Origin of the sequence: Spirillospora sp. NPDC048911, from assembly GCF_043198015.1 — a bacterium.
Classification (GTDB): domain Bacteria; phylum Actinomycetota; class Actinomycetes; order Streptosporangiales; family Streptosporangiaceae; genus Spirillospora.
On the sequence record NZ_JBICUD010000007.1, the window covers coordinates 564054 to 568804 of the forward strand.

Annotated in this window: 6 protein-coding genes; 2 read left to right on the top strand and 4 right to left on the bottom strand. The window is 65.1% G+C overall.

Translation table 11 applies throughout. The features are described from left to right. Positions 1–185: 185 nt before the first annotated feature. Positions 186–1094, bottom strand: a complete 909-nt coding sequence (locus ACGFNU_RS32240; RefSeq protein ID WP_392599732.1) for an LLM class flavin-dependent oxidoreductase — start codon at positions 1092–1094, stop codon at positions 186–188. Positions 1095–1224: 130 nt separating this feature from the next. Between ACGFNU_RS32240 and ACGFNU_RS32245 the strand changes: the two genes are divergently transcribed. Further along, on the top strand, positions 1225–2250 hold the full coding sequence (locus ACGFNU_RS32245) for a helix-turn-helix domain-containing protein (RefSeq protein WP_392599734.1): 1026 nt from the start codon (positions 1225–1227) through the stop codon (positions 2248–2250). Here ACGFNU_RS32245 and ACGFNU_RS32250 read toward each other — a convergent pair. From ACGFNU_RS32250 to ACGFNU_RS32260, 3 genes are read right to left on the bottom strand one after another with little or no spacing between them, the layout of a single operon-like run. Beyond that, a complete protein-coding gene (locus tag ACGFNU_RS32250; protein ID WP_392599735.1) occupies positions 2247–2441 on the bottom strand; it encodes a DUF397 domain-containing protein in 195 nt (64 codons plus the stop codon). The genes ACGFNU_RS32245 and ACGFNU_RS32250 overlap by 4 nt on opposite strands. Further along, positions 2438–2638: a DUF397 domain-containing protein gene (locus ACGFNU_RS32255; protein ID WP_392599736.1), complete on the bottom strand. Its 201-nt coding sequence runs from the start codon at positions 2636–2638 to the stop codon at positions 2438–2440. The genes ACGFNU_RS32250 and ACGFNU_RS32255 overlap by 4 nt, the downstream gene beginning before the upstream one ends. Continuing rightward, positions 2635–3450: a Scr1 family TA system antitoxin-like transcriptional regulator gene (locus tag ACGFNU_RS32260; RefSeq protein WP_392599738.1), complete on the bottom strand. Its 816-nt coding sequence runs from the start codon at positions 3448–3450 to the stop codon at positions 2635–2637. Before ACGFNU_RS32260 ends, ACGFNU_RS32255 begins: the two co-directional genes overlap by 4 nt. 115 nt (positions 3451–3565) lie before the next feature. Here ACGFNU_RS32260 and ACGFNU_RS32265 point away from each other — a divergent pair, with 115 nt between their 5' ends. Further along, positions 3566–3970: an ATP-binding protein gene (locus ACGFNU_RS32265; RefSeq protein WP_392599740.1), complete on the top strand. Its 405-nt coding sequence runs from the start codon at positions 3566–3568 to the stop codon at positions 3968–3970. Positions 3971–4751 lie beyond the last annotated feature (781 nt).

Genomic DNA, 4751 nt, shown 5'->3' on the forward strand with positions numbered 1-4751 from the left:
GGAGCGAGCGGTCTCAGAACGAGGCGACTCCGGAACGAGGCGACCCCGGAATGGGCGGCCTCTGAACGGGTGGCTTCTGGTCTCGAGGCCGAGGCCGGGGGTCTGGAGGCAGATGCCGGGGGTCGGGCGGCAGGTGATCAGGCGGTGGTGGCGAACGGGCAGGTAGGCGCGCGCGTCCGGAGGCGTTAGGCGAGGCGGGCGCGGACCGGAGCGATGATCTCGTCGGCCAGGCGGTGGGCGGCGGCCTTCGGGTAGGTCGGCCGCAGGCTCAGGACGACGTGTCCGAAGCCCGCCTCGATCAGGTCGAGCACAGTCGCCACGGCTCCTGGCGTGTCGTCGAACGAGACGATCGTCTGCACCGAACGTGTGATCTCGCGTGGATCGCGGCCGAGGTCGGCACAGTGAGCGTCGAGCACGCGTGCACGGTCGGCCAGATATTCGACGCTGTTGTGGGGCGGCCCGGGGATGTTCCAGATATCGGCGTGTTCGGCGACCAGCCGCAGCGTTCGGTTGCCCCAGCCTCCGATCAGGACGGGCGGGCCTGGCTTCTGCACCGGTTTGGGTTCGTTGCGGGTGCCACTGAGCGAGTAGTGACGGCCCTCGAAGTCGAAAACGTCCTCGGTCCACATGCGCTTCAGGATCGTGACGGTCTCGGCGAGACGGGCGATCCCTTCCGCCGGTGGCACCAACGTCAGTCCGTACGCGTCGTACTCGGCGATGGCGGGGTTGTCACCGGCGATCCCGCCGCTGCCGGATGGCTGGTGGGTTCCGCCGACGCCGATTCCCAGGACGAGACGTCCCTGTGAAATCACGTCCAGGGTCGAGGCCATCTTGCCCAGGACGGCGGGTTGCCGGATGCGGTTGCTGGTCACCAGCAGTCCGAGGCGCAGGCGACTCGTCTGCGCGGCCAGCGCGCTGAGCAGAGTCCAGCCTTCGTAGATCGGTCCGTTCTTCGGGCCCGCGAGAGGCAGGAAGTGGTCCCACAACCACGCGTCCTCGATCTCGGGAATGGTGTCGGCCTCCTGCCAGACCCGCAGGATGTCGGCGTAGTCGACGTGCATGGGCGTGGTCTTCACACCGAAAGTCACTCGCATGTCGCAAGGTTAAATCGCTGTTGACACAAATTTCTCGATGGAAAAAAGCTCTTCTGTCTGCGATGCTCGTCCTATGCGTGTCTCGTCTCCTCTCACATTGCGGGACGGCGATCGTGCCCCACTGGAAGAGATGGCCGACATGCCTGGCGACGGCACACCCGCACGCCGCGCCAGGATCGTGCTGCTGGCCGCCGATGGCCTGCCCAACACAGTGATCGCCGAACGCACCGCGACGTCCGTGCCGACGGTTCGCCAGTGGCGCGGCCGCTACGAGGCCGGTGGTCTCGCGGCACTGGCCGACCTGGAACGCACCGGGCGGCCGAGAACGGTCAATGACACCGAGATCGTCGTCCACACCCTGCGGGCGTCCCATAGATCGTCCCGCTCCATCGCCGCCGATCTGGGCCTGTCAGCGGCCAGCGTCCTTGAGGTCTGGCATCGGTACGGCCTGCGGCCGTGGTTGGAGGAGCCCCTCACGTTCGCCACCGATCCGCCGTTGGACGTGCGGATCGTCGAGTTCGCGGGCCTGTACCTTGAGCCGCCGCATCGTGCCGTCGCGCTGCGCCTGGCAAATGACGAGGCGCTGCACGTGGTGTGCCCCACCCGCACTCCAGAGATCGAGGCATGGGCCCCCGGAGCGAGCTTCCACCTCGTTCCCGCCGCCATCTCCTGGGACGACCTCGTCGAAATCTTGAGGTCGACGGCCGCACAGAAAGAGACTTTCCGTTCGGACCCGTCCCCTCCAGCGTTCGCCGACCGGCTCGGATTCCTCCTCAAGCACGCGTACCTCCGGCACGTCGAGGACTCCGCCGCAGCACTCGCCCCGCTCGGGATCGACGGACGCGAACTCGCACTCCTCGCGCTGTTCGGAGGCTCCGAGCCGCTCTCCCAGATGGAGGCCGCCGGCCGTCTCGGCGTCGACCCCGCCACCATGGTCACGCTCGTGGACGCACTGGAACGGAAAGAACTCCTCCAGCGCCGCCGCAGCACGCACGACCGCCGCAGGAACATCGTCTCGCTGACCGAGACCGGCATGCACGTGCTAGCCGAAGGCGAACGTACACGTCAGGACGTAGAGCGCCGCTTCCTGGCTCCCCTGGGCGAAGAAACCACGACGCAACTCATACGGTCGCTGCAAACCTTGGTCATGCCTTAGCGAAGGTCGTACCGCTCTGCCTTCACCGCACCAACGAACCGCCGCCAGTCGGCCGCCACAAACGAGATGTAGCCATCCCCTGGCTTCTTGCTGTCACGAACGGCAACGGCATCGTGCACGCGAGCCAGCTCGACACAGTGCTTATCTTCCCCAGCCGCGCTTCGACTGCTCTTGCGCCACTCGACCATCATGACTGTGGGAGGTCGTAGCGGTCCGCCTTCACTCCGCGTATGAATCGGCGCCAGTCGTCTGCTCCGATCGAGAGGTGGCCGCCCTCCGGCGCCTTGCTGTCCCGGACGCCGACGCGCTCGGTCAAGCACGCCAACTCGACACAGTGCTTATCTTCCCCGGCCGCGCTTCGGCTGCTCTTACGCCACTGAACCGTCATCGCATCTGCTCCCGTACGTCGGTGATCAGATCTCGTGATTCCTTTTCGGAGAGAGCCTTTGCTCGGATCAGGTCAAAGTGTACGTCGAGCTGCCGGAGGTCGGCAGGGTCCTCGATCAGCCGACCCGCAAGGTGGGCTTCGTTATAGCCGAGTTTGCGATCAACCAGATCGAACATCCAGAAATCCCCGTTCACGCCCCAGTGCACCCCCGCGTCGAACGGGACGATCTGGATTGTCACTCGTGGACGCTTGCCTATTTCTAGTGCATGCCCGAGCTGCTCATACATCACTTCCCGTCCACCGAATGGACGCATGAGAACAGCCTGATCCAAGAGCAGCCACAAGTAGGGTGGCTCGGGCTCCGTCCTATCCAGGATCGCTTGCCTCGCGAGCCGCTTCGCCACAGCTCGATCGAGATCCTTGGGCTCGGCGAGCGCCATCATGGCGCGGGCATAGGCGTCGGTCTGCAGCAAGCCGTGAATGACCTGCCCCTCGTATGCCTTGATCGAGTACGCCTTCTGCTCGTGCTCAAGGAAGCTCGCCAGCCAGCCCGAATTGTGTTCGCGGCGGGCGTGGTGGTGGATGATCTCCAGTCGTTGGCGGGGGCTGAGGCGCTTGTCGGCGGCAATGGCGAAGTCCTTGCCCGGGCGGCGGTTCTCGGTCTCGTACGCGCTGACGCACGCGCGGCTGGTGAAGAGCTCTCCGGCCAGGGCGTCCTGCGAGAGCCCGGCGTCCTCGCGCGAGTGGCGGAGCTCGTACGCGAAGTAGGCGGCGAGGCTCGTGAACGGGTTGATCGTCGGTTCGTCGCTCATCGCTGACCCTTTCGTGCGCGACATCCCTGATGTGGCGGCCATTCCCCTACTGAGCGTAATCCCGCGAGTGCACGCTTAGCAGCGCAATCGTCACCGACCGCAAGGACCGCCTCCGATGAACGCATGCACCCGGCCGCACTACGCGCTCGCACTGAAGCCCACAGCCGCCTCCGTCCCGCTCAGCCGGGAACTGGTCAAGGCGCTCTTGGAGGAGTGCGCGCTGCCTGAACTGATCGACGACGCGACCCTCATCGCGGCGGAGCTCGTCACCAACGCGATCCGGTCCGAGCAGGACGTCGTCCTTCTGGTCTTCCTCGACGACGAGCGGCGGCTGATCATCCAGGTCTGGGACCACGGCGACGGAACGCCCACCGTCGGCACTCCCACCGACCTGGACGAGAGCGGCCGCGGCCTCCTCCTCGTCCAGTCCCTCGCCGACGAGTGGGGCTACACGCCCGACGTTCTCGGCGGAAAGATCGTGTGGGCCAGCCTGTCGAACAAACAACCGACCGACGACTAGCGCAATCAGCAATGGCAATGGGCTCGGCCGCTGGTTGGCTGATTTACGACGCGCGCTGGATATCGCGAGCGCGGGCAGCAGGAGCCGAGCGGCCGCTTAGCCACGCTGTACTCAACCTGACTTCTCCCAGATCAAGGCAATGGGTATTGGTTAGTAACGAACATGCCAGGTGCTGGATGGTCGAAAAATCGAGCAGGTGACCGGAGCAGGCACGTCCGATGCCACATACGAACGACAGATCAATAGGTTCCTAAGAGTAACTGGAGCTCTCTTTCTTCGAGCATGGCAACGAGAAGAAGACTGCCATGTTTGGGCCTGCCCCAATCTGCGGTCCGTGCATTTGCGGCTTACTGCTTGCCGCTTCGCGGTTTTCGGGGTCGGTCACCCCTCTGAAGCACCAATCCGCCCGGGTAGCGGGTGGGGCGGGGCTGAAGACCCAAAAAGCGGCATCGACAAGAAAGCAGGGAGCGTGCCGGGGGTTTGCTCGGGTGTGCGGGGTGGTCTGGTGGCTGAGGTTCGTGCTTTGGCCGCGCGGAGCGCGGATTCTCGGTGCCACCCCAGGTAGCAGCCCGCCTTCACCCCCTCGCGCATGACTGGACTCCCGCGACCGCAACCAACGTGACCGCAACCCCCAAAAAACCCGGGCAGGCGCACCAACGGTCATTTCGGCACCGTACAGGCGGCAACCCAGATCAGCCGACTTAATCTCCGACTCACCCGCCCGCAACCACGCCACCACCGTTGGACGACAACACACCTTGAGGTTCCAAGAAATCAATGA